Origin of the sequence: Allobosea sp. WAO, from assembly GCF_001509835.1 — a bacterium.
In the GTDB taxonomy this organism is placed as follows: domain Bacteria; phylum Pseudomonadota; class Alphaproteobacteria; order Rhizobiales; family Beijerinckiaceae; genus Allobosea.
This window is the reverse complement of record NZ_JXTJ01000004.1, coordinates 261,636-283,717: the sequence shown is the minus strand read 5'-3', so window position 1 is coordinate 283,717 and position 22,082 is coordinate 261,636. Positions and strand designations below refer to the sequence as shown.

The 22,082-nt window shown below is 66.4% G+C and carries 18 protein-coding genes; 11 read left to right on the top strand and 7 right to left on the bottom strand.

Annotation, left to right across the window (positions count from 1 at the left end):
* Positions 1-5: 5 nt before the first annotated feature.
* Positions 6-173 carry a hypothetical protein gene (locus DK26_RS28895; RefSeq protein WP_157089531.1) on the top strand — a complete coding sequence of 56 codons (168 nt, stop codon included), beginning with the start codon at positions 6-8 and terminating at the stop codon, positions 171-173.
* Between the two features lie 11 nt (positions 174-184).
* On the opposite strand, the gene DK26_RS05845 is transcribed toward DK26_RS28895, so the two are convergent.
* From DK26_RS05845 to DK26_RS05835, 3 genes are all read right to left on the bottom strand, one after another.
* Positions 185-979 carry an ABC transporter ATP-binding protein gene (locus DK26_RS05845; protein ID WP_066469311.1) on the bottom strand — a complete coding sequence of 265 codons (795 nt, stop codon included), beginning with the start codon at positions 977-979 and terminating at the stop codon, positions 185-187.
* On the bottom strand, positions 976-1,899 hold the full coding sequence (locus DK26_RS05840; protein WP_066469309.1) for an ABC transporter permease: 924 nt from the start codon (positions 1,897-1,899) through the stop codon (positions 976-978). The genes DK26_RS05845 and DK26_RS05840 overlap by 4 nt, the downstream gene beginning before the upstream one ends.
* Positions 1,900-1,979: 80 nt before the next feature.
* Complete coding sequence (locus DK26_RS05835; protein WP_066469307.1) at positions 1,980-2,957, bottom strand: ABC transporter substrate-binding protein; 978 nt, start codon at positions 2,955-2,957, stop codon at positions 1,980-1,982.
* A gap of 355 nt (positions 2,958-3,312) precedes the next feature.
* Between DK26_RS05835 and DK26_RS05830 the strand changes: the two genes are divergently transcribed.
* Entirely contained in the window at positions 3,313-4,308 is a 996-nt protein-coding gene (locus DK26_RS05830; RefSeq protein WP_157089530.1) for an N-acetylmuramoyl-L-alanine amidase, read from the top strand.
* Between the two features lie 19 nt (positions 4,309-4,327).
* Here DK26_RS05830 and trpE read toward each other — a convergent pair whose 3' ends face one another.
* Positions 4,328-5,842 (bottom strand): anthranilate synthase component I, encoded by a 1,515-nt coding sequence (gene trpE / locus DK26_RS05825; RefSeq protein ID WP_066469303.1) that lies wholly within the window; start codon positions 5,840-5,842, stop codon positions 4,328-4,330.
* Between the two features lie 11 nt (positions 5,843-5,853).
* Complete coding sequence (locus DK26_RS05820) at positions 5,854-7,767, bottom strand: SurA N-terminal domain-containing protein (RefSeq protein WP_066469298.1); 1,914 nt, start codon at positions 7,765-7,767, stop codon at positions 5,854-5,856.
* Positions 7,768-7,916: 149 nt separating this feature from the next.
* On the opposite strand from DK26_RS05820, the gene tpiA reads away from it, so the two are divergent.
* The 7 genes from tpiA to DK26_RS05785 all read left to right on the top strand — a co-directional run bounded on the left by tpiA (position 7,917) and on the right by DK26_RS05785 (position 14,484).
* Positions 7,917-8,678 (top strand): triose-phosphate isomerase, encoded by a 762-nt coding sequence (gene tpiA / locus DK26_RS05815; protein ID WP_066470159.1) that lies wholly within the window; start codon positions 7,917-7,919, stop codon positions 8,676-8,678.
* Positions 8,679-8,804: 126 nt separating this feature from the next.
* A complete protein-coding gene (gene secG / locus DK26_RS05810) occupies positions 8,805-9,206 on the top strand; it encodes a preprotein translocase subunit SecG (RefSeq protein ID WP_066469296.1) in 402 nt (133 codons plus the stop codon).
* Positions 9,207-9,363: 157 nt separating this feature from the next.
* Complete coding sequence (locus DK26_RS05805) at positions 9,364-10,992, top strand: CTP synthase (protein ID WP_066469294.1); 1,629 nt, start codon at positions 9,364-9,366, stop codon at positions 10,990-10,992.
* Between the two features lie 319 nt (positions 10,993-11,311).
* On the top strand, positions 11,312-11,713 hold the full coding sequence (locus DK26_RS05800; RefSeq protein WP_066469292.1) for a DUF350 domain-containing protein: 402 nt from the start codon (positions 11,312-11,314) through the stop codon (positions 11,711-11,713).
* 10 nt (positions 11,714-11,723) lie between these two features.
* On the top strand, positions 11,724-12,359 hold the full coding sequence (locus tag DK26_RS05795; protein ID WP_066469290.1) for a DUF1190 domain-containing protein: 636 nt from the start codon (positions 11,724-11,726) through the stop codon (positions 12,357-12,359).
* 2 nt (positions 12,360-12,361) lie between these two features.
* Positions 12,362-13,528, top strand: coding sequence for a glutathionylspermidine synthase family protein (locus tag DK26_RS05790; RefSeq protein WP_066469289.1), 1,167 nt, complete (start codon positions 12,362-12,364; stop codon positions 13,526-13,528).
* A 77-nt stretch (positions 13,529-13,605) separates the two neighbouring features.
* On the top strand, positions 13,606-14,484 hold the full coding sequence (locus tag DK26_RS05785) for a VOC family protein (protein WP_066469288.1): 879 nt from the start codon (positions 13,606-13,608) through the stop codon (positions 14,482-14,484).
* Between the two features lie 16 nt (positions 14,485-14,500).
* Here DK26_RS05785 and mdoH read toward each other — a convergent pair whose 3' ends face one another.
* The gene (gene mdoH / locus DK26_RS05780; protein WP_083532989.1) at positions 14,501-16,720 is read right to left on the bottom strand and encodes a glucans biosynthesis glucosyltransferase MdoH; all 2,220 of its coding nucleotides are present in this window, start codon (positions 16,718-16,720) and stop codon (positions 14,501-14,503) included.
* Complete coding sequence (locus DK26_RS05775) at positions 16,708-18,267, bottom strand: glucan biosynthesis protein (RefSeq protein ID WP_083532988.1); 1,560 nt, start codon at positions 18,265-18,267, stop codon at positions 16,708-16,710. Before DK26_RS05775 ends, mdoH begins: the two co-directional genes overlap by 13 nt.
* A gap of 332 nt (positions 18,268-18,599) precedes the next feature.
* On the opposite strand from DK26_RS05775, the gene glmU reads away from it, so the two are divergent.
* Entirely contained in the window at positions 18,600-19,955 is a 1,356-nt protein-coding gene (gene glmU, locus DK26_RS05770; RefSeq protein WP_157089563.1) for a bifunctional UDP-N-acetylglucosamine diphosphorylase/glucosamine-1-phosphate N-acetyltransferase GlmU, read from the top strand.
* Positions 19,956-20,157: 202 nt separating this feature from the next.
* Entirely contained in the window at positions 20,158-21,984 is a 1,827-nt protein-coding gene (gene glmS / locus DK26_RS05765) for a glutamine--fructose-6-phosphate transaminase (isomerizing) (RefSeq protein ID WP_066469284.1), read from the top strand.
* Positions 21,985-22,082 lie beyond the last annotated feature (98 nt).

Here is a 22,082-nt window from a genome sequence, read left to right as displayed (position 1 = left end):
AAACCATGAACACCGTCCTTTCCGTCATGGCCGGGCTTGTCCCGACCATCCACGTCTTCGCATCCCTGATCCCGTGCGGCGTCCAAGACGTGGATGCTCGCCACAAGGGCGAGCATGACGAACTGGAGGGCGCTGCGGTGTTCATGGATACCAGATGCGTCGCCCCGGAATGACGACGGAGGGCTCAGCTCAGCAGCAGGCTGTCGTCCGAAAGCTCCTCGCCGCGCACCTGCTTGAACAGTCGCAGCAAGTCGGGCACGTCCATCGCCTTGCGGCGCTCGCCCTCGATGTCGAAGACGACCTTGCCTTCGTGCAGCATCACCGTGCGACTGCCATGGTCGAGCGCGTCGCGCATCGAATGGGTGACCATCAGGGCGGTCAGCTTCTGCTCGTCGACGATGCGCCGGGTCAGGTCGAGCACGAAACTGGCGGTGCGCGGGTCGAGCGCAGCGGTGTGCTCGTCGAGCAGCAGGGTCTTCGTGCCTGCCAGCGTCGACATCAAGAGGCTGACCGCCTGGCGCTGGCCGCCCGAGAGCAGCCCCATGGAATCGCCGAGGCGGTTCTCCAGCCCGAGGCCGAGCATCGCCAGCTTGTCGCGGAAGAGGGCCCGGCACGATGTGTCGAGCGCAGCGCCGAGGCCGCGTGCCCGGCCGCGTGCCTGGGCGAGCGCCATGTTCTCCTCGATGGTCAGGCGCTCGCAGGTGCCGGCCATCGGGTCCTGGAAGACGCGCGCGATCAGGCCGGCCCGCTTCGGCGTCGGCCAGCGCGTCACGTCGATGCCGTCGACCTCGACCGTGCCGCGCTCGGCCCGGGCATCGCCGCTGAGCACATTGAGCAAGGTCGACTTGCCGGCGCCGTTCGAGCCGATGACGGTGACGAATTCGCCGTCGGCCACCTTCAAGTCGAGACCGCGCAGCGCCCGGTTCTCCAACGGCGTGCCGCGCCCGAAGGTGACGTGGACATCCCGGACGCTGATCATGGCGCGCTCCGCTTGAACAGGCCGCGCAGCGGGTTGGCGACACCAGGCAGCATCAGCGCGATGCCGACCAGCACAGCGGTGACGAGATTGAGGTCGGAGGCGCGCAGGCCGAGCCAGCCGGCATTCAGCGCAAGCGCGATGGCGAGGCGGTAGGCGATGGCGCCGATCAGGCAGGAGAAGATCGCCACGACGATGGACCGACTACGGAAGATCGTCTCGCCGAGGATCACGGCGGCGAGGCCGGCGATGATGGTGCCGGTGCCGATGCTGACATCGGCGAAGCCCGCGGTCTGCGCGAACAGGGCGCCGGCCAGGGCGACAAGGCCGTTGGAGAGGGCGACGCCGGCATAGATATGCATGTCGGTGCGGATGCCCTGCGCCCGCGCCATCCGCGGATTGGCGCCGGTCGCACGCATGGCGAGGCCGAACTCGGTCTTGAGGAAACGCGCGAGCAGCGCGGCGATCACGGTGACGATGATCAGCAGCGCGAGCACGCGCAGGCTCGGACGGCCGGGCAGGCCGGTGGCGGCTATCAGCGGGTTAAGCCAGGCGAAGTAGTCGATCACCGTCGGCCGGTTCATCAGCGGGATATTGGGTACGCCCATGACCCGCAGGTTGATCGAGAACAGCGCGGTCATCGTCAAAATGCCGGCGAGCAGGTGCAGGATCGCGAAACGGATGTTGAGCCAGGCGGTGACCGTGCCGGCGAGGCAGCCGGCGACGATCGCCGCCAGCGTCGCGAAGATCGGATTGACGCCGCCCGCGATCATCGCCGCCGCGACGGCAGCGCCGAGCGGCAAGGTCCCGTCGACCGTCAGGTCGGGGAAATCGAGCACGCGAAAGGTGATGTAGACGCCGAGCGCCACGAGAGCGAACACAAGTCCGATCTCGATGGCGCCCAGAGTGGCGATGAGACTCATCGGTCGCCCTGCTTGTTCTTGTCGGAAACGGCGAGATAGGCGGCCGTTGGAGGCGGCGGCGGTTGCGCCGCCGCTTCACGTCAGTTGATGACCTGCTTGGCGCGCGCCAGCACGGCCGGCGGAACGGTCACGCCCATGGCGGCGGCGGCCTTGGCGTTGATCACGAGGTTGCTGCCGCTGGCGTTGGCAACCGGAATGGCGCCGGGCTTCTCGCCCTTGAGGACGCGCACGACCACCGCTCCGGTTTCCACGCCGACCTGGAAATAGTCGAAGCCGATCGAGGCGACCGAACCCTTCTGGACCGACTCGGTGTCGCCGGTGAAGACCGGCAGCTTGTTGTCGACGCCGACGGCGAGGACAGTGCCGAGCGCCGAGATGATGGTGTTGTCGGTCGGCAGGTAGATCGCGTCGACCTTGCCGACGAGGCTCTGGGCGGCGGCGGAGACATCGGCGGTGCGGCCGGCAGAAGCCTCGACGATCTGGAGGCTGCGGGCCGGCGCCAGCGCCTTGACTGCGTTGAGCAGCGCGACGCTGTTGGCTTCGCCGGGATTGAAGACGACGCCGATCTTCTTGGCGGTGGGCACCAGCTCCTTGATCAGGTCGAACTGGGCTTCGAGCGGCGAGAAGTCGGAGATGCCGGTGACGTTGCCGCCGGGCGCCTTGCGGTCCTTGACGATCTGGGCCGCGACCGGGTCGGTCACGGCGGTGAAGACCACCGGAATCGTCTGCGTCGCCGTCACCATCGCCTGGGCGGAGGGGGTCGCGATCGCGACGATGACGTTCGGGCTTTCACCGGCGAATTTCTGGGCGATCTGCGCCGCCGTCGCCGGCGACCCTTGAGCCGATTCATAGCGGAAGGTCAGGTTGGCGCCGTCCTTGTAGCCGGCCTCCTCCAGCGCCTTCTTGACGCCATCGCGCGCGGCATCGAGCGCCGGATGCTCGACGATGGCGGTTACCGCGACCGTCACCTTCTGCTGGGCCTGCTGCGCGAATGCGGCTGTGCCGGCCAGAAGCGCCAGAGCAAGACCGCTACCGATCATGGTTGCGCGCAAACGCATAGTGTTCTCTCCATCGGTTGCCGGGCCCTGCCTCGCCGGATTCAGATCTCCGTGGCGGACGGCAGAGCCGACAATGGCTGATATCGGGCCGTCCAGAGCGCCCCGGGCAGGGACCGACCACTGCGACCGGCGCCACTATGCCCGCGCGAAATTACCCCGCGCAAGTGAGAGAACCGCATGCCCGGATGCGCGTCTTCATGGCCTCCTGTTTTAGATCCCGGCGGTCCGTGGCGGGGCTGTTCGTCAAAGGAGGGTGCACGTAATAGCTGCGCGAATTACATAGAAAGTCTTGCTTTCCGCTTGGTCATAGTCGAATAATACAGGGTCGAAAAGCGATGATCGGGGGAGGTCGTCCGTGAATCCGTCGAAAAAGATGTCGAAATTGATCTCTGTATACAAGAATACGGATATCGAATTTCCTGATCTCAAGGCAGTCTCGCTTGCGAGCTGGATTGTGGAATCGGGTTGGGGAAAATCAGATCTCGCAGATAAGCATAATAATTTCGCCGGTATGAAGTACCGCGATGAAATCAAGAAATATGCGAGCAAGATTTCTTACAATGCCCATGACGGCGTGGATATTTATTGCAAGTTTGAAACCTTCGAAAAGTTCATCAAGGGGTACTGGGCTTTCCTCGATCGCAAGCCGTATGACGGGTGGCGCAAAAGGGCCGGTAGTGCAGAGGAGTTCATCGGGTTTGTCGGACCGATATGGGCCGCCGATGAGAAGTACTCGCAGAAGGTGATCAACCTGCTTGGAAAGGCGGAGCGCCTGCTGGCCGCCGCGACGAGCGAGCAAGACACTTCAAACATCGTCTGCGAGGCTTGCGGCGATGATTCCTACGAGGAGATGGAAAAGCCGGTGGTCAACCGCTGGGAACCGACATCGCATATGTCGAGCCGGAACAATGTCGATATCGATCATATCGTCGTGCACTACACGACTTCGCGGAACATCGAAGGCACGATCAGCCATTTCAAGCATGGCAGCCCACGGACTTCGGCGCATTACATCATCGGTCTCGACGGCGCGCTCGTTCAGATGATCAACGACAGCGAGCGAGCCTGGCATGCCGGCAGTTCGGCAATGAACGCGCGATCCATCGGGATCGAGCATGTCGCAGCGCTCGGTGACAAGATCACGCCGGCGCAGGCGCGGACATCGGCGGCTCTGATCCGCTGGCTGATGCGCGAGTATGACGTGCGCAAGGAGCACGTCATTCCCCATGTCTGCGTCAAGGCGACCTCATGCTGCGGCGACCTGTTCGGGGATTTCGGGGGCAGGGCCGGCGCGGACTGCAACGTCCAGAAGACGGCGCTGCACAAGTGGATGAGCTCGGTCGGAATCTGATCGGAGGATCGGCCGGGTCCTACTGTCCGCGCTTCGCCCGAGCGGCGAAGCGCACGGCTTCCTCTGCGGCCTTGAACAGCGCCTTGGCCTTGTTGACGCACTCGGTCTGTTCGGAAGCCGGGTTGGAATCGTAGACGATGCCGGCGCCGGCCTGAACCTGCATGCGCCGGTTCTGGACCACGGCGGTGCGCAGCACGATGCAGGTGTCCATCTCGCCATTGGCGCCGAAATAGCCGATGCAGCCGCCATAGGCGCCGCGCCGGTCCTTCTCCAGCTCGTCGATGATCTCCATGGCCCGGACCTTCGGCGCGCCCGAAACGGTGCCGGCCGGGAAGCCGGCGACCAGAGCCGAGAGCGCATCATGCTCTGCGGCGAGGCGGCCCTCGACGTTCGAGACGATGTGCATCACCTGGCTGTAACGCTCGATGAAGAACGAATCCGTGACCCTGACGCTGCCGATCTCGGCGACGCGGCCGACATCGTTGCGGCCGAGATCGAGCAGCATCAGATGCTCGGCGCGTTCCTTGGGATCGGCCAGCAGATCATCCGCCAGGGCAGCGTCGGCGGCGGGCGTCGCACCGCGCGGTCGTGTCCCCGCGATCGGGCGGATGGTGACGTTGCCGTCCCGCATCCGGACCAGGATCTCCGGGCTCGAACAGACGATCTGGAAGTCCTCGAAGTCGAGATAACACAGGAACGGCGCCGGATTAATCCGGCGCAGAGCCCGGTAGAGTGCGAAGGGCGGCAGCTCGAACGGCGCCTCGAAGCGCTGCGACAGCACGACCTGAAAGATGTCGCCGGCGCGGATGTACTCCTGCGCCTTCAGGACCATCGCCTCGTACTCGGCCTCGCTGGTGTTCGAGACAGGCTCGGGATGGGAGAGCCCGGCGATGTCGATCGCGGCTTCGGCGGGCAGTGGGGATTCCAGCGCGGCGACCACGGCCTCGAGCCGATCCTGCGCCTGTTCATGGGCGATGGACGCCGACACGCCCGGCTGATTCCGCACCGGCGTCACGACGGTGATCTCGTCGCGCACCGCGTCGAACACCACCATCAGCGTCGGCCGCATCAGGATCGCATCGGGAACGCCGACGCCGGTCTCCTTCGGGTCGGCCAGGCGCTCCATCAGGCGCACCATGTCGTAGCCGAGATAGCCGAACACACCGGCGGCCATGGGCGGCAAACCGTCCTGGTCGGGAACCGCGCTTTCGGCGAGCAGCGAGCGCAGGCTCTCGAAGGCCGGGCGCGCGTCCGGCAGGAAGCTGTCCCCCAGGGCCGGCCGGCAGAGCGCGCTCTGCCCATGATGGCAGCGCCAGATGAGATCGGGCTCCAGCCCGATCATCGAATAGCGCCCACGAACCGCGCCGCCCTCGACCGATTCGAGCAGGAAGGCCGGGCCCTTGCCGGCATGGCGCAGCTTCATGAAGGCCGCGACAGGCGTTTCGCAGTCGCCGACCAAGCTCAGCGTGACCAGCTGGGGCTGGCCTGCATCATAGCCGGCGGTGAAACGTTCGAGGTCGAAGGCCGGCGCCATGCTGCGAGCTCTCAGTTCTGCGTGCCGCCGGTCGCGTTGCGGAAGGCGGCCTGGTTCAGCGAGACGCCGAGGTCCTTCTGCAGCTTGCCGACATATTGCGTCAGCACGTCGTCGCTCATGCTCGAGGTGAACAGGCGCACGAAATTCTCGGCCTCTTCGGTCGTCCGCATATAGGGCGGCACCGTCGCCGCCTTCACCTGGAACAGGACACGTCCTGCGCCTTCGACCGAGGCCGAAGCGCTCTTGCCGACGGGGGTGCCGAAGATCAGCGAAACGACGTTCTGGGGCAGGGTATCGTTCTGGTCCTGGCGGCCGAGCCCGTTCGCCTCCTCGGGCTTGAGCCCGGCGGCAGTCACCACCGTCGCGAAGGCTTCCCCTGCGTCGAGGCGCTGGATCAGTTCGCGCGCCTTGGCTGCGAGCTTGGCGGAGACCTCGTCGGCACGCCACTGGCGCACAACCTCGGCCTTGACCTCGTCGAAGCTGCGATCGCGCGGCGGATCGATCTTGGTGACCTCGAACCAGACATAGCCGCCATTGTTAGGCAGGCGGATCGCCTCGTTGTCGACGCCGATGTCCGAGCCGAAGATCGCGGTCAGCGTCGCGCTGCCGCCGGGGAGCTGGGTGTCCTGCGTGCCGTCGGGCTTGCGCAAGCCGGAATCGATCGGGCCGAGCGGCCGGATGGTCATCCCGAACTCCTTGGCGATCTCGGTGAGCGGCCGGGCAGAGGCGCGCTGGTCCTCGATCTTGTCGTGCAGCTCGGTCATCTGGGCCGCAGCCTTGCTCGTCGCGACCTCCTTGCGGACCTCGTCGGCGACTTCCTCGAAGCTCTTGAGGCGCGCCGGCTCGATCTCGGTGACACGCAGCAGCACCGGGCCAAAGCCGCCCTGGACAGGCGCGCTGACCGCGGCCTGGGCGAGGGCGAAGGCGGCATCGCGCACCGCCGGGTCGAACAGACCCTCGCGAGCGAAAGTGCCGAGAGCGAGGTCGGCTTCGGCGATGTTGCGGGCCGCGGCGATCGCCTCGAAGGTCTCGCCGGCGTCGATCTTGGCCTTGGCGGCCTGCGCCTCTTCGACAGTCGGGAAGACGATCTGCTGGATCGTGCGGCGCTCCGGCGAGCCGTAGCGTTGGGTCTTGATCGTCTCGTAATGGGCCTTGGCATCCGCCTCGGAGACCTTGGTCGGATCGGCGAGGGTGTCAGCGGTCAGGGCCAGAACATTGGCGCTGCGGAACTCCGGTGCCCGGAAGGCGGTCTTGCGCTCATCGAAATAGCGCTTGAGCACCTCTTCGGCAGGCGCAGCGATCTCGCCGGCCGCCCTCTCGGGAATCACGGCATAGGCGACGTCACGCCGCTCGTTGCGAAGCCTGTGGCCGAGCTCCTGAAGAGCGACGGGCGCGGAGATGCCACCGATCACCATCTCGGCGAGCTCCTGGCGCATCGTCGCGGCACGCTGCTCGCGAACGAAGGCCTGCTCGGTCAGGCCCATCGCCCGCAGCAGCTCGTTGAAGCGGTTGCGGTCGAAGGCGCCCGCGGCGTTCTTCATGTTCGGGTCGTTGAAGATCGTGTCGCGCACGGTGTCGTCGGAGACGGCGAGACCCATCCTGTCGCCGACCTGGTCGAGCGTCGCCTCGGTGACCAGGCGCGACAGGACGCGCTGGTCGAGGCCGATCGCGCGAGCCATCTCGGGCGTGATCTGACGGCGCTGCTGGCGAGTCAGCAGCTGGACCTCGTTCTGATAGGCCGTGCGCATCTGCTCGATGGTGATCTCTTTCTTGCCGATCACCGCCACGGCGTTGCGGCCATAGCCCTGGAAGATGTCGCCGATGCCCCAGATCGCGAAAGAAAAGATCAGGAACCCGAACATCAAGGCAATCAGGAGCTTGCCGACCAGGCTTTGCCCCGCCTTGCGGATGCCCTGCATCATCATGTTGGTATCTTCCTGTCCTGTCGGCGATCGCGCACTTGCGCGCCGCTTATAGGAACAGAGGCCCGGCTCGGCAATCGCCGCAGCTCGCAGCCGATTGCGAACCGTTCCCGGCATTGCTAGTGCCCTTGCAGGCAAATTGGAGAATGGGCGTGACGGCAAGCATCAAGCCGCTGGTGGCGGGCAACTGGAAGATGAATGGCCTCAAGGCGGATCTCAGCATCGCCGCAGAGATCGCGCGGGGCCATGACGGCGCCCTGCGGACGAAGGTCGACCTCGCCATCTGCCCGCCCGCGACGCTGCTCTATGCGATGTCGGCTGCGCTGATCGGCTCGCGCATCGCCACCGGAGGCCAGGATTGCAGCCTGCGCGAAAGCGGTGCCTTCACCGGCGAGGTCTCGGCCGCGATGCTGGCCGATGCCGGCGCGCAGTTTGCCATCGTCGGCCATTCCGAGCGCCGCACCCTGCATGGCGAGCGGGACGCGACCGTGAAGGCGAAGGCGGAGGCGGCGCAGGCCGCGCTGCTGGTGCCGATCGTCTGCGTAGGCGAGACGAAGGACGAACGCGAGGCCGGCAAGGCACTCGCCGTTGTGAAGAAGCAGCTGCGCGGTTCTGTCCCGGAAGGCTCGACGGGCGCGACGCTGGTCGTCGCCTACGAGCCGGTCTGGGCGATCGGCACCGGTCTGACGCCGACGACCGCCGATGTCGCCGAGATGCATGCCGCGATCCGCGCCGATCTCGGCCGCATCCTCGGCAAAGCCGCTGCTGCCGGCGTCAGGCTGCTCTATGGCGGCTCGGTGAAGCCGTCCAACGCCGCAGAGCTGATGAGCGTCGCGGATGTCGACGGCGCGCTCGTCGGCGGCGCCAGTCTCAAGGCCGGGGACTTCCTGGCGATCGCCCGCGCCTGCGGCTGAGCCAGATCTGCTGAAATCGCCGGTGGTGCAATGCGCATGCCCATGCTATGGGCACCGCCGAAAACGCGGATCCGTGCCGGATCGTCCATCTTGGCGAACAGGCGCGCCATACCCATTTCGTGAGCCATGCAGAACGTTCTCATCGTCATCCACCTGATCATCGTGATCGCGCTCGTCGGCGTCGTCCTGCTCCAGCGCTCGGAGGGCGGCGGCCTCGGCATGGGGTCTGGTGGCGGCGGCGGTGTCGGCGGCTTCATGACCGGCCGTGGCCAGGCCAACGCGCTTACGCGCGCCACGGCGATCCTGGCCGGCCTGTTCTTCATCACTTCGCTGACGCTCGCCGTGCTCGCGACCCATGGCCGGACCCAGCGTTCGATCATCGACGGCGCACCGGCTCCGGGCGCCACGGCTCCGGCCGCCCCGAGCGCGCCTTCGGCTCCCAATGCCGGCGGCGTCCTCGACCAGCTGCGGCAGATGCAGAATCCCGGCGGCTCGCAGCCGCCGACCCCGGCAGCGCCGGGACAGTGATCGGAGTAGGGCAGGGGCCGGGAAACCGGCCCTTCTCTTTTGAGGGGGAAGCGCCGGAAGATCGGCATCTCTCTTTTGTGGACAAGCACGCAGCGCAGGTCCGACCCTCGTCGGCGCGCTTAGCGAATCGCAATCTTGGCGTTAAAGGTGACCTCCCATGACGCGGTATGTTTTCATCACCGGCGGCGTGGTGTCCTCGCTCGGCAAAGGCCTGGCGTCGGCGGCTCTCGCAGCCCTTCTGCAGGCACGTGGCTATTCGGTCCGCCTGCGCAAGCTCGACCCCTACCTCAATGTCGATCCGGGCACGATGAGCCCGTATCAGCATGGCGAGGTCTTCGTCACCGATGACGGAGCCGAGACCGATCTCGATCTCGGTCATTACGAGCGCTTCACCGGCCGGCCCTGCAACAAGGGCGACAACATCACCACCGGCCGCATCTACATGGACATCCTGACGCGCGAGCGCCGGGGCGACTATCTCGGCGCGACGATCCAGGTGATCCCGCACGTCACCAACGCCATCAAGGAATTCGTGCTCTCCGGCAACGAGGGCTACGATTTCGTGCTGGTCGAGATCGGCGGCACGGTCGGCGACATAGAGAGCCTGCCGTTCCTGGAAGCCATCCGCCAGACCAACCAGCAATTGCCGCGCGGCCAGTGCATCTTCCTGCATCTGACGCTGCTGCCCTATATCCCGACCGCGGGCGAGCTGAAGACCAAGCCGACCCAGCATTCGGTCGCCGAGCTGCGCTCGATCGGCATCCAACCCGACATCCTGCTCTGCCGCACCGATCGCGAGATTCCGCGCGAGGAGCGCCGCAAGCTCGCTCTGTTCTGCAATGTCCGCGAGACGGCAGTGATCGAGGCCCGCGACGTGTCCTCGATCTACGACGTGCCGCTCTCCTATCATGCCGAGGGCCTCGACAATGAGGTGCTGGCGGCATTCGGTATCGAGGCTGGCGCCGAGCCCGACCTCGGCAACTGGCGGCGCATCTCCGAGCGCGTGAAGAGCCCCGAAGGCGAGGTCACCATCGCCATCGTCGGCAAGTATACGGGGATGAAGGACGCCTATAAGTCGCTGATCGAGGCGCTGACCCATGGCGGCATCGCCAACCGGGTCAAGGTCAATCTCGACTGGATCGAGTCGGAAGTCTTCGAGAAGGAGGACCCGACCCCCTTCCTCGAGCATGTCCACGGCATCCTCGTGCCCGGCGGTTTCGGCCATCGCGGCGCCGAGGGCAAGATCAAGGCGGCGACCTTCGCCAGGCAGCGCAAGGTGCCCTATTTCGGCATCTGCTTCGGCATGCAGATGGCGGTGATCGAAGCAGCCCGTTCGCTGGCCGGCATCGAGGGCGCGAATTCGACCGAGTTCGGCCCGACCGACGAGCCCGTCGTCGGCCTGATGACCGAATGGATGCGTGGGAACGAGATCGAGCAGCGCGCAGCCGGCGGCGATCTCGGCGGTTCGATGCGGCTCGGCGCCTACGCCTCGCATCTCTCGGCCGACACGAAGATCGCCAAGATCTACGGCTCGACCGAGATCTCGGAGCGCCATCGCCATCGCTACGAGGTCAATATGAGCTACCGCCAGCAGCTCGAGGCGCGCGGCCTGCGCTTCAGCGGCGTCTCGCCCGACGGGCTGTTGCCGGAGACGGTCGAATACGCCGACCATCCCTGGTTCATCGGCGTGCAGTACCACCCCGAGCTGAAGTCTCGGCCGTTCGAGCCGCATCCGCTCTTCGCCAGCTTCATTGAAGCTGCGGTGGTGCAGAGCCGGCTGTTCTGACGGCCCGTTCGGAGTTTCTCCGTCCTCATACCGGCGAGCCGCATCGCGGCGTCTCGAAGCATGCAAGTCGAGGCTCCGGCACTGCCTGAACCATCCGTTGAGACGCAGCCTGATGAAGGCTGCTCCTCGGGATAAGGGCCAAGAGCGCAGCGGCCCTTGGACGCGCGATTTTCGCCCAAACCGCAACAAGGCGCGCTTCGCATTTCTTCATGGAGGCGAGGCGCGCAATGCCGTTTCCATCTGCCCTGCGACAGTCTGGCGCATCCCTGCCGCTGCCGTATAGTGAGCCCTCTCGGCTTAGGCCTTCGCGGGGGGCGGCATGACGATCTCGATGGCCGGTTTGCCGGCATTCCTGCTCTATTTCTGTGTCGGCTTTGCGCTGATCGCCGGGTTTGCGGTGGCCTATCTGCGTCTCACCGCCCATGACGAGATCGCGCTGATCCGCAACGGCAATCTTTCCGCCGCGATCGCCTTTGGCGGCAACGTCGTCGGCTTTTCCGTGCCGCTGGAAAAGGCGATCGAGCAGGCCAGCAGCATTCCCGACCTGGTGATCTGGGCGGTCATCGCCATGCTGATCCAGTTCGGCGCCTATGGATTTGCCCGCATCGTGATCCCGGAGCTCTCGCGCAAGATCGAGGAGGACCGGATCCCCTCTGCCGCGATGCTGGCCGTGATCGCGATCGTCAGCGGGACCCTGGCTGCCGCCAGCATGACCGAATGAGGAGGCCGGCATGAAGCGCTCGACCCAGATCGGTCTGGCCGCGGCGGGTGTCGTGCTCGTGGCAAGCTACTGGTCGCTCTCCGGCGGCGAAACCCACGATTCGCTTGTATACAACAACGTCGCGGAGTGCCGTGCCGCCAACCAGCTGACCGCGAGCCAGTGCGAGCAGCGCTTCAACGAGGCTTCCGCCAACCATCTGCGCGAGGCCAAGAAGTTCACGAGCACGGCGGCCTGCGAGCAGGAATATGGCAGCGGTGGCTGCCAGAGCGCGGTCTGGAACGGGGCGCAGGTCGCCATTCCCGCGCTCGCCGGCATCATGCTGGCGCGGCAGTTCATGTCTGGCGGCGGCGCGGCCCAGCCGCTCCTGCCGCCGACCAGTTCTGCCTGCCCACCCGGTACCCGTCAGGCCGGTTCCGGACGCCCGGAATGCGAGCAGCCGGCACGCAGTTCTTCATCATCCTCATCGTCCAGCGGCGGCTACTATGGTGGCAGCAGCAGCCGTTCGCGCGCCTACACCACCACCTCGGGGCAGGCGATGGTCGCGCGCAACATCTCGTCGACTGGGATGGCGAGCACGCCGAGCGTCGCCTCGCGCGGCGGCTTCGGCTCGAGCTCGCGCTCCTATTCCTCCCACTCCTCGTCCTGACGATGCGCCGGCTTTCCCTATCTCCACGCCCGGACTGGCAGGCCCAGGTCGAACGCCTCGGCTTCGCCTTCCACACGATCGACGGCGAGATCTATTGGGACGAGAGCGTCGCCTACGGTTTCACGCTGCGGCAGATCGAGGACGATATCGAGGCGCCGAGCGCAGCGATCGAGGAGCTCTGCTTCGCCTTCGTCGAGCGCGCCATAGTCGACGAGGAGATCATGCGCCGGCTCGCCGTGCCGGAAGCGCAATGGCAGCTGATCCGCGAAAGCTGGCAGCGCGGCGACCGGAACCTCTATGGCCGGCTCGACTTCGCCTATGACGGTAAGGGACCGGCGAAGCTGCTCGAATACAATGCCGACACGCCGACCTCGCTGTTCGAGGCCGCCGTGGTGCAGTGGGACTGGCTCGAACAGGCGATGGCGCAGGGGAGGCTCTCGCGCGGCTGCGACCAGTTCAACTCGCTGCATGAGCGGCTGGTCACGGCCTTCGGCCAGCTACGCGCGCCGGCGCCCGAACGCATGCACTTCACCTGCGTCGAGGGCAGCGCCGAGGACAAGGGCACGGTCGACTACCTGATGGATTGCGCCACGCAGGCCGGGATCGACGCGCGCTTCACCTTCATCGAGGAGATCGGCCTCCTCGCCGATGGGCGCTTCTGCGATGGTGCCAGCCTGCCGATCGAGACGCTGTTCAAGCTCTATCCTTGGGAATGGCTGTTCCGCGAGCAATACGCCGGGGCGCTCGCGGGCTCGCGCTGCCGTTTCGTCGAGCCGCCCTGGAAGGCGTTGGTCTCCAGCAAGGGGCTGCTACCCTATCTCTGGGAGATGGCGCCCGGCCACCCCAATCTGCTGCCGGCCTTCTTCGAGGGCGATCCTCGCAGCGCCGCGCTCGGCGCCAGCCATGTCCGCAAGCCGCTCTATTCGCGCGAGGGCGCCAATGTGACGCTGGTCGAAGGCGGCAAGGTGCGCGACAGCGACGACGGTCCTTATGGAGCCGAGGGCTTCGTGCTGCAGGCGACGGCGATGCTGCCGAATTTCGACGGTAACTACCCGGTGCTCGGCTCCTGGCTGGTCGCCTCGCAGCCCTGCGGGCTCGGCATCCGGGAGGATGCAACGCCGATCACCAAGAACACCTCGCGCTTCGTGCCGCACTTCATCGAGGCCTAGGATCGGACGCGCCTGGTGCGAGCGATGCGCTATCATGGCGCGAATCGCCGATCCTGACTTTGCGAGGCCTACCCGCCATGAACCAGCCATCGCCCTCGCGCGGGCTCGACCATCTCGTCATCGGCGTGGCCGATCTCGACGCTGCCGGCGACTTCTATGCTCGCCTCGGCTTTCGGGTCGGCGCGCGCAACCGCCATCCCTGGGGAACCGAGAACCGCATCGTCCAGTTTCCGGGCGCCTTCCTCGAATTGATCACCATCGGCGACGGCTCGGCGATTCCTCCGCACGGCCAGCGCCTGTTCTCCTTCGGCGCGTTCGTCCGCGATGCCCTGGCGCGCGGCGAGGGGATGTCGATGCTGGTGCTCGAAAGCCGCGATTCTCGCGCCGATGCAGAAGCCTTCAGGCAGGCGGAGATCGGCGATTTCGAGCCCTTCTTCTTCGAGCGGCAGGCAAAGAGGCCCGACGGCACGGAAGTTCGCGTCGCCTTCAGCCTGGCCTTCACCGAGAATCCGGCTGCGCGCCAATGCGGCTTCTTCGTCTGCCAACAGCATGAGCCGCAGAACTTCTGGAACCCGGCCTTCCAGCAGCACGAGAATGGCGCGAGCGGGCTCGCCGCGACCTTCATGGTCGCCGCCGAGCCGCTGGCGCAGCGCGACTTTCTCTCGGGCTTTTCCGGTGCGGCGGCGATTGCGACGGCAGATGGCGGCCTGCGTTTCGATCTGCCGCGCGGCCGCATCGAGGTGCTTACGCCCAGAGCTGCCGAGTTGGCATTCGGCACTGTCGAATCCGCGGCGGAAACGCCGCATTTTGCCGGTTTCGCCGTTACGGTGCCGGAGCTGGCCGCGGTCGAAGAGAGGCTGGCGCGCCAGGGCATCGAGCACCGCCGCTCAGAGCGCCGGATCATCGTTCCGGCTGCCAGCGCGCGCGGCTGCGCGATCGTCTTCGAGCAGGGCTGAGGAACGAACCCTCTCGTTACCGAGCCGGCGCCTCGGCGCCGGCATGGGCCGGGCCCTCAGGCAGATTGGCTAGCAGGCCGAGCAGCGCCCGGTCGTGCAGCACGACCATACGCTCCTTCGGCTTCAGCCAGATCATCGCGTCGGAGACGGTCTCGGCGTCGATCAGCTTGGCCTGGGCCACGGCGCGCTCGGGCTCGATCTCGCCGCGCCGCCGCGGCTGGACCTGCGGCAGCATGCTCTCATGGGCCGAACGGAGGACCTGGTCGGCGTGCAGTGCCAGCAGGCCGTCCGCGTCGTCAAAGCCGGCCTTGGCGAATTCGGCCTGGAGCGCGTTCGCACGCGTCGCGATCGGCGGCGGAGCGCCTTCCTCGGGCGTGACCAACAGATTGTGCCGTTTCAGCCAAAGGCCGAGCGCAAGCTGGCCCGAAGCCCAGGACAGCGGGATGGCCAGCACGAGACCGACGATCGTCGGCGACATCCAGGCGAAAAGCGAGGTCGCGATCATGAAGGCCGATAGGCCGGCGATCAGGCCGAGCATGGTGTGCGTGCGGTGCCGCCGGACGATGTCCTTGAATGGGATCGAGCCGTCGTCGCGGCGCTGCGGATTCCAGCCGGTGTCGCGCCCGAGCAGGATCTGGAAGACCGAGCCGGACTGGATCACCATCATGATCGGCGCGAAGATCGCCGAGAACAGGACCTCGAGCAGGGCCGAAAGGGTCAGGCGGATGCCGCCGCCGCAGGCGCGCCGCAGCTTGCCGTCGAACAGCGTCAGCAGCAGGCCGAACAGCTTCGGTGCCAGCAGGATCGCCATGGTCAGGGCGAACAGGTTCAAGGCGCGCTCGGGGTCGAAGCGCGGCCAGACCGGGAAGAGCGTGAACTCGTGCGTGAAGTATTCCGGGCGCGCGTAATTGACCTGGAGCACGATCAGGATGCCGACCACCAGCTGCATAAGCCAGAAGGGCGAGGCGAGATAGGCCATCATGCCGGTGGCGAAATGCTGCCGTGTCGCCAGCAGCAGTCCCTTGGCGCCGATGATGCGCGAATGCTGGAGATTGCCCTGGCACCAGCGCCGGTCGCGCGTCGCGATGTCGATCAGCGAGGGCGGGCTCTCCTCATAGGAGCCCGTCAGGTCGGGCAGCATGTAGACCGACCAGCCGGCGCGGCGGATCAGTGCCGCCTCGACGAAGTCATGGCTGAGGACGTGGCCGCCGAAGGGCGGCTTGCCCTTGAGATCGGGCAGACCGCAGTGATCGGCGAAGGCCTTCGTCCGGATGATCGCGTTATGGCCCCAGTAGTTGCCGTCGCGGCCTGACCAGACGGCGAGCCCGGTCGCGATCACCGGCCCGTAGACGCGGGCGGCGAACTGCTGCAGTCGCGCGAAGAAGGTGTTGCGGTTGATGATCAGCGGCAGCGACTGGATGATGCCGGCATCGGGGTCGGCCTCCATCGCCGCGGCGAGGCGCACGATGCAGGTGCCGGTCATCAGGCTGTCGGCGTCGAGCACGACCATATGGGCGTAATGCCCGCCCCAGCGGGTGACGAAGTCCGCGATATTGCCGGCCTTGCGGTGATGGTTCTTCGGCCGGTGGCGATAATAGATCCGCGCTTCCGGCCCTAGCCGCTGGCGCAGGGCCAGGAAGGCACGCTCCTCCGCGACCCAGATGTCGGGATTGGTCGTGTCCGAGACGATGAAATAGTCGAAATGCTCGCCGAGCCCGGTCGCCTCGACGGATTCGCGGATCGCGGCCAGTGCCGCGAAGGTCCGCGCCGTCGATTCGTTGTAGATCGGCATCACCACCACGGTCTTCTGGCTCAGAGTCTCCGCACGCGGGCTCTTCAACAGTCCGAACAGCAGCGTGACGAAGCCGAGGATGGCGCTGGTGAAGGCGAGCGCGATCCAGGAGAAGTTCACCGTGAACAGCAGGAGCAGCACATACTGCAGGAAGGTCGTGCGGCTGACCGACACGACATTGTACATTTCCCAGGCGCCGTAGGCCGTGAGTGCCCAGGCGCCGCCGAAGACGAAGAGGCGCGCCAGCCAGGGCGTGCGCCAGGCCGAAGGCGCGGCCGGAGCGCGCCGCTCCGAGCCCTTCCAGCGGCGGAAGGACTGCACGGGCATGTCGAGCCGGTTATCCGGCGGCGTCGCCTCGAAGGGCGCCGGCCAGGTCGCAGTCTCGGGTTCGGGCTTGCGGACGATCTCGTCCACAACGGCCTCCTGCATGCTCACCACGTCCATCGATTCAGCCAAGTCTCGGATACCGCCTGGCCGCCTGCATCAAGCACGAGGCGCAGTTCCGAAAGATTCTCGTTGCCGGGGTCGACCTCGAAGGCGACGCGCATAGTCCGCCGCTCCGGGAAAGGCCAGACGCGCAGATTATGGACCGCTCCGGGAGTTGCGGTCACGACGGCGCGTGTCGCTGCGATGAGGCCCGCATCGTTTAGCCGCTCGCCGGTGAAATCGACGATGAAGCGGCGCCGGCGGCCTTGCGAGCCGCGGCCCTGCCGGCTGCGGGTGGCGACCGCCAACGCCGGCCGATCTGGCGGCTGCCAACACCAGGCCTGACGATAGGCCACGGTCGTCTCGCTGCCGGCAGCGATCGGCTGGCGCGGCCGCCAATAGGCGATGATGTTGTCGTTCTGCTCCGACTCGGTTGGGATCTCGATCAGCTGAACCGAGCCTTGCCCCCACTCGCCGAGCGGCTCCATCCAGACGCTCGGCCGCAGCTCGAACCGCTGGTCGTCGTCGATGAAGGCGTTTGGATCGCGCTCGCGCTGCACCAGGCCGAAACCACGCGGGTTGGAATCCTGGAAGGAGGAGACCTGCAGATTGGTCGGGTTGCTCAGCGGCCGGTAGATCCACTCGCCGGTCCCGGACTGCATCTGGACGCCGGATAGTTCGTGGATCGAAGGCCGCACATCGTCGAAGGTGCGCCGGCTTTGCGGCCCGGCGAAGAAGGTGCCCATCGTGCAGCCGAAGCCGACATGGTCGAGATTGGCGCGGGCGAACAGTGTCATCTCGACGTCGATGAAGGTGAGGTCACCGGGGCGCAAGGTCATGCGCACCGCTCCCGTCACGCTCTCCGAATCGAGCAAGCCATGGATGATCAGCACGCCCGAAGCTGGACTTGGCCTCTCGATCCAGTAGGCCCGGAAGAACGGAATCTCCTCGCCGCGCGTTTCGCCGGGGCGCAGGATCAGCGCCCGGGCGAGCGCGCCGAAATTCTGGCCGCGCGCCAGCGAGCGGAAGAAGGTCGCGCCCTGGAAAATGGCGACTTCAAAAGGCCGCTCGAGCCCGGTTGCGACCCGAAACCCAGAGAATTGCAGATCGACGCCGGCCGGAGGCGGATTGACGCGGCCATAGTCGAACTTGCCGCGGTCGAAGGCGACGCGTCGAACCATGTCGTCTTCGATCGTGAACAGGCTGACCGGCGCCGAAAAGACATAGCCGCGATGTGTCGGCTCGATCGTGAAGCCGCGATTCTCGCCTGCCCAGATCAGCCCGCCCGGTTGTGCCCGGATGCCGACATACTGGTCGTAGGGCAAGGTGGCGTAGCCCTCCGGCAGATCCGTCGCGGTCAGCGGAACCATCGGCCGGCGCGACAGCATCCGAGCCGCTTCGACGACGAGCGAGGCTTCGAAGCGCTGGCCTTCAGCGATGACGGATTGCACGAGCCCGGCCCAGCTCGACTGGGCCTGGGCCGGCGCCCCGGACATCAGGCGCTGGGCGACGAGGCCGGTCGCGGCTGCGCTTAAAAATCGACGACGATTCAAGGATTTCGACATCAGTTCCAACTTGCGCCGTCAGCGGAGCGGCCGCTTTGCGCTTCTAGAGCATTTTACGGCGGGCTGGAAAGCGGACGCCACTTTGTAAGGTGAAAAAAAGCACCTTGCGTGCCTTCGCAAGGTCATCCCCCAGGATCGCTCGCCCCCTCCCTGCCAAGGCTTTGCGGCAACTTCGCTTTCGCCTTCGCAGCCGACTTTGCCAAATCCGCATGGGATCGGCTATCCACTCCCGGCGCAGCACCCGCCTGCGCCGGATCGATGGCTTGCTTCGGATGTAGCCGCGCTGACCGATTTTCGCACCGACAGCATGAGACTCGAAGATCATGACGGAAATGCAGTCCGCCCGAACCTGCCTCGCCATCATCCTCGCGGCCGGCGAGGGGACGCGGATGAAATCCGCCCGGCCGAAGGTGCTTCACGAAATGGCGGGGCGGTCGCTGCTCGGGCACGCCCTGGCGGCAGTCTCGGCCGCTGGAGCGGATTCGCTCGTGGTGGTGATCGGTCCCGACCGACCGGACGTCGCCGCCGAGGTGGCCAGGCTCGCTCCCCATGCCCGGATCGCAGTGCAGGTGGAACGCAAGGGCACTGCTCATGCCGTCCTGGCTGCGCGCGAGAGCCTCGCCGAAGGCCATGACGATGTGCTCGTCGCCTTCGCCGATACGCCCCTGGTCCGTTCTGAGACCTACGCCGGCCTGAGGCAGGCGCTGCGACAGGGGGCAGGCGTCGCGGCGCTCGGCTTCGAGGCACGCGATCCCGCCGGCTATGGCCGCTTCGTCACCCGTGACGGCCAGCTCGAGGCGATCGTCGAGCACAAGGATGCCGACGAAGCGACCCGCGCCATTCGCCTCTGCAATGCCGGCCTGATGGCGCTCGACGGCAAGCACGCCCTCGCCATCCTCGAAGCGATCGGCAGCGCCAACGCCCAGAACGAATACTATCTGACGGATGCCGTCGAAGTCGGACGCAGGCAGGGGCTGATGACGGTCGCGCTTATCGCGCCGGAGGCCGAAGTGCAGGGCGTCAACGACCGGGCGCAGCTCGCCGGCGCGGAGGCGGATTTCCAGAAGCGCCGGCGCCTCGAGGCGATGGCGGCCGGCGCAACCCTGGTCGCGCCCGAAACCGTGTTCTTCAGCCATGACACGCACATCGGCCGCGATGTGCTGATCGAGCCCAACGTCGTCTTCGGTCCAGGCGTCAGCATCGCCGATGGCGCGGTGATCCACGCCTTCTCGCATCTGGAAGGCGCCAGCATTGGCGCGAACGCGACGATCGGGCCCTATGCCCGGCTGCGGCCGGGCGCCGATCTCGCCGAGGGGACGAAGGTCGGCAACTTCGTCGAGATCAAGGCCGCGACGATCGGGGCGGGCGCCAAGGTCAACCATCTCACCTATATCGGCGACGCCGAGGTCGGTGCCGGTGCCAATATCGGCGCTGGTACCATCACCTGCAATTACGACGGCTTCTTCAAGTCGAAGACGGTGATCGGCGAGGGCGCGTTCGTCGGTTCGAACTCGGCGCTGGTCGCGCCCGTGACGATTGGCGCCGGCGCCTATGTCGGTTCCGGCTCGGTGATCACCCGCGATGTTCCGCCAGATTCTCTCGCAGTCGCGCGCGGCAGGCAGATCGAGCGCCAGGGCTGGGCAGCGGCGTTCCGTGCCGCTGCAAAGGCGCGAAAAGCTGGCCTTTAGCGCGTGAGGCGCTAGAAGGGGCTGACGAGACGCGACCGGCCTCGTCCGGGCCGGGCGCTGGGGGTCGGCGACGCCGATGTCCGGACGTGGCGCGGCGCCGTCGCCTCGCTTTCGTTCACAGTTGGACACCCAACGTGATTTCGCATTCGCGACGCCGCGCTTTATGGCGGTTCGCACCGACAACGACGTTAAGAGGCATCGCATGTGCGGGATCGTGGGCATTCTCGGCAAGCAGGCAGTCGCCGGCCAGGTCGTCGAGGCGCTGCGGCGGCTCGAATATCGCGGCTATGATTCCGCCGGGGTTGCCACGCTCGAAGGTGGCAGGCTCAGCCGTCGCCGCGCCGAAGGCAAGCTCAAGAATCTCGAGGTCAGGCTCTCGAGCGAGCCGCTCGACGGGTTGATCGGCATCGGTCACACCCGTTGGGCTACGCATGGCAGGCCGAACGAGACCAACGCCCATCCGCACGCCACCGACAAGCTCGCGGTCGTTCACAACGGCATTATCGAGAACTTCCGAGAGCTCAAGGCAGAGCTCCAGGCCGGTGGCCATGTCTTCGAAACCGAGACCGACACCGAAGTCGTCGCCCATCTCGTCACCCGCGAACTCGACCGCGGCAAGGACCCGGTCGCGGCGGTCGGCGCCTGCCTGCCGCGCCTGCGCGGGGCGTTCGCGCTCGCGTTCCTGTTCGAGGGGCAAGAGGATCTGCTGATCGGCGCGCGCAAGGGCTCGCCGCTGGCTGTTGGGATCGGCGATGGCGAGATGTATCTCGGCTCCGATGCCTTGGCACTGGCGCCCTTCACCAATCTGATCGCCTATCTCGACGAGGGCGACTGGGTGGTGCTGAACCGCAGGGGCGCCACCTTCTTCGACGCCTCAGGTACCCAGGTGGAGCGCCGCGCCCAGCGTGTCGCCGCCGGCGCCTTCCTGGTCGAGAAGGGCAATCACCACCATTTCATGGCCAAGGAGATCTACGAGCAGCCGGAGGTGGTCGGCCACACGCTGACCCACTATATCGACATGGCCAACGGTCAGGCGCGGTTGCCCTTCGAGCCGCCCTTCGACTGGAAGAGCCTGTCGCGCCTCTCGATTTCGGCTTGCGGCACCGCCTATTACGCCGGCCTCACCGCCAAGTACTGGTTCGAACGGCTGGCGCGCCTGCCAGTCGAGATCGATGTCGCCTCCGAGTTCCGCTACCGCGAGGCGCCGCTGCCGGCGAACGGGCTCTCGCTCTTCGTCTCGCAGTCCGGCGAGACCGCCGACACGCTCGCCTGCCTGCGCTACGCAAGGCAGGAGGGCCAGCACGTGCTCTCCGTCGTCAACGTGCCGACCTCGACCATCGCCCGCGAGAGCGATGTCGTGGCGCCGACGCTGGCCGGCCCCGAGATCGGCGTCGCCTCGACCAAGGCCTTCACTTGCCAGCTGACGGCGCTCGCCGGCCTCGCCCTCGCGGCGGCAAGGGCGCGCGGCACGCTCACTGCCGAGCAGGAAGCGAAATACGTCCAGGAAATGATCGCGCTGCCGGGACTGATGGCAGAGGCGCTCACTCTGGAGCCGGAGATCGAGAAGCTCTCCCGCAAGCTGTCGCGGGCCCGCGACGTGCTCTATCTCGGCCGCGGCACAGCCTTCCCTCTGGCGCTGGAAGGTGCGCTGAAGCTCAAGGAAATCAGCTACATCCACGCCGAAGGCTATCCGGCGGGCGAGCTCAAGCACGGCCCGATCGCGCTGATCGATGAGGAGATGCCGGTCATCGTCATCGCGCCGCACGATGCGCTCTTCGAGAAGACGGCTTCCAACATGCAGGAAGTCGCGGCGCGCGGTGGCCGAATCATTCTGATCACCGACGCCAAGGGCGCCGCCGAATGCGGCATCGTGCCGGAGGCGACGATCATCATGCCGGAGATGGACCCGCTCTTCGCGCCGATCGTCTACGCCGTGCCGATCCAGATGATCGCCTATCAGACGGCCGTCTTCATGGGTAAGGACGTCGACCAGCCGCGCAATCTGGCGAAGTCGGTCACGGTCGAGTGAGCGCCAGACCATCGGACCGAATACGATACTCGGTCCGATGGTCTAGCCCTTTGATTCTGCATCGGCTCCCTCGAAAGCCGCACTCCACTTTTCGGGGC

What these genes read in the sequence shown, in the direction of transcription:
- DK26_RS05840 (WP_066469309.1), bottom strand. Translation starts at nt 1,899, where the DNA reads ATGAGTCTCATCGCCACTCTGGGCGCCATCGAGATCGGACTTGTGTTC.
- DK26_RS05805 (WP_066469294.1), top strand. Translation starts at nt 9,364, where the DNA reads ATGACGCGGTATGTTTTCATCACCGGCGGCGTGGTGTCCTCGCTCGGC.
- glmU (WP_157089563.1), top strand. Translation starts at nt 18,600, where the DNA reads ATGCAGTCCGCCCGAACCTGCCTCGCCATCATCCTCGCGGCCGGCGAG.
- DK26_RS28895 (WP_157089531.1), top strand. Translation starts at nt 6, where the DNA reads ATGAACACCGTCCTTTCCGTCATGGCCGGGCTTGTCCCGACCATCCAC.
- DK26_RS05795 (WP_066469290.1), top strand. Translation starts at nt 11,724, where the DNA reads ATGAAGCGCTCGACCCAGATCGGTCTGGCCGCGGCGGGTGTCGTGCTC.
- trpE (WP_066469303.1), bottom strand. Translation starts at nt 5,842, where the DNA reads ATGGCGCCGGCCTTCGACCTCGAACGTTTCACCGCCGGCTATGATGCA.
- DK26_RS05820 (WP_066469298.1), bottom strand. Translation starts at nt 7,767, where the DNA reads ATGATGATGCAGGGCATCCGCAAGGCGGGGCAAAGCCTGGTCGGCAAG.
- DK26_RS05785 (WP_066469288.1), top strand. Translation starts at nt 13,606, where the DNA reads ATGAACCAGCCATCGCCCTCGCGCGGGCTCGACCATCTCGTCATCGGC.
- DK26_RS05790 (WP_066469289.1), top strand. Translation starts at nt 12,362, where the DNA reads ATGCGCCGGCTTTCCCTATCTCCACGCCCGGACTGGCAGGCCCAGGTC.
- mdoH (WP_083532989.1), bottom strand. Translation starts at nt 16,720, where the DNA reads ATGGACGTGGTGAGCATGCAGGAGGCCGTTGTGGACGAGATCGTCCGC.
- DK26_RS05775 (WP_083532988.1), bottom strand. Translation starts at nt 18,267, where the DNA reads ATGTCGAAATCCTTGAATCGTCGTCGATTTTTAAGCGCAGCCGCGACC.
- DK26_RS05835 (WP_066469307.1), bottom strand. Translation starts at nt 2,957, where the DNA reads ATGCGTTTGCGCGCAACCATGATCGGTAGCGGTCTTGCTCTGGCGCTT.
- DK26_RS05800 (WP_066469292.1), top strand. Translation starts at nt 11,312, where the DNA reads ATGACGATCTCGATGGCCGGTTTGCCGGCATTCCTGCTCTATTTCTGT.
- secG (WP_066469296.1), top strand. Translation starts at nt 8,805, where the DNA reads ATGCAGAACGTTCTCATCGTCATCCACCTGATCATCGTGATCGCGCTC.
- DK26_RS05845 (WP_066469311.1), bottom strand. Translation starts at nt 979, where the DNA reads ATGATCAGCGTCCGGGATGTCCACGTCACCTTCGGGCGCGGCACGCCG.
- glmS (WP_066469284.1), top strand. Translation starts at nt 20,158, where the DNA reads ATGTGCGGGATCGTGGGCATTCTCGGCAAGCAGGCAGTCGCCGGCCAG.